This window comes from Pseudoalteromonas sp. bablab_jr011, assembly GCF_016464045.1.
GTDB classification, from domain to species: Bacteria; Pseudomonadota; Gammaproteobacteria; order Enterobacterales; family Alteromonadaceae; genus Pseudoalteromonas; species Pseudoalteromonas lipolytica.
This window is the reverse complement of the sequence record NZ_JACDWU010000151.1, coordinates 1-1,365: the sequence shown is the minus strand read 5'-3', so window position 1 is coordinate 1,365 and position 1,365 is coordinate 1. Positions and strand designations below refer to the sequence as shown.

Genomic DNA, 1,365 nt, shown 5'->3' with positions numbered 1-1,365 from the left:
TTATTACTTTATCTGGCTGCGATAAGGCGACTGAGCAAGCGGTTCAAACAATACTTAAACCTACTGAAAAAATAACTGCAGCCTCGCCAGAGCAAAGTGATTTTCAGGTACATCACTGTAACCTTACCTACAAGGGACAGTTGAACTGGTTTCATTGATGCGTGCACCACCAACAGACCCAAATTAATAAACGACAGTAACCGCTCTTTAACAACATGGATGTTGGCAGCAAAGCATGAATTTATACCCTGCTTTGCTGCCGTTAATACTCATCATGTATCAAAAAGCCAATGATGCTGGGCTTGTTGATGTAATTGATGTATCGATTTTTGACATAGGATTTTAAGGAACTAATAAAATGATTGAGAGCCATTACAGCTTTTCACAAGTTAATTATGACCATATGGTAGAGCGCTATAAAAAGCACGAAGATAAAAATATACCCCGTATTCAAAAAAATCCTAGCTTAGGACTCTATACACAGTTTACCCGTAATATCATTGACTCATTCCCCATGGAAGCGATTCAAAATCCCAATAGCTATCATGCTTGGCTCTATGTTATTCGTGCTTCGCAATTAGGCCATGGCATATTTCAAAGCAATGCCCATGACGGCCAACCTTTCCCTTTTTTTTACGATGATGAATATATAGAAGTGACTGGTAAACGCGACCCTGAACATGCCGAGCACCCTGTGTGGTTACTTGCTTTGTACAGCAGTATTATTGCCCGTAACCATGATGCAATCGCTTACTTAACGACTATCGATAACGATGTGTTTAAAACATCTAACTATGGTAATCAACTTAAACCCTTTGATTATGCATTAGCCGATTTACTTAAAGGGTTATTTAACCCTAGCGCTGATTTAGCTAACTTAATTGAGCAAGCATACCTAACCTGTAACCCGGATGATTATGTCGAAGATGAAGCATACCTCTATGCAAGCCGTTTGAAGTGGCCACTTATCCCGGTGATCACCGCCATATTCACTGATAACGGCGAGCAAGAATATAATCAAGCAATGGAAAAAGCCTTGCTGGCTCATAGGGAATATTACAACAACGAAGATCACGAAGATGAAAACGAAGGTGCCATCCCATTAGCTTTAACAGCCTTAGCCATCATCGCTAAAGACGTAAAAGGCTACAAGCTCACTGTTGAAAATGGCTACATTCCAGCATGGTTAATGGATGTTGGCAGCAAAGCATGAACTTATATCCAGCTTTGCTGCCGTTAATACTCATCATGTTTGAGTTTTTCACAAAAATGCCCCACGAAGGTGGATTACCTCATGGCACAATAAGTACTGATGACCTTGTGGAAGGTGAAGATATTGGCTTAACACGCTTAATGGGCCGGTTA

The 1,365-nt window shown here is 40.5% G+C and carries 1 protein-coding gene; it reads left to right on the top strand.

The genetic code is table 11. From position 1 onward, the window contains the following. Window positions 1-358 precede the first annotated feature (358 nt). Window positions 359-1,213, top strand: a complete 855-nt coding sequence (locus tag JIG41_RS07405) for an immunity 49 family protein (protein ID WP_199524510.1) — start codon at window positions 359-361, stop codon at window positions 1,211-1,213. Window positions 1,214-1,365 lie beyond the last annotated feature (152 nt).

Coding starts and splice junctions, on each gene's coding strand:
- JIG41_RS07405 (WP_199524510.1), top strand. CDS start 359: ATGATTGAGAGCCATTACAGCTTTTCACAAGTTAATTATGACCATATG.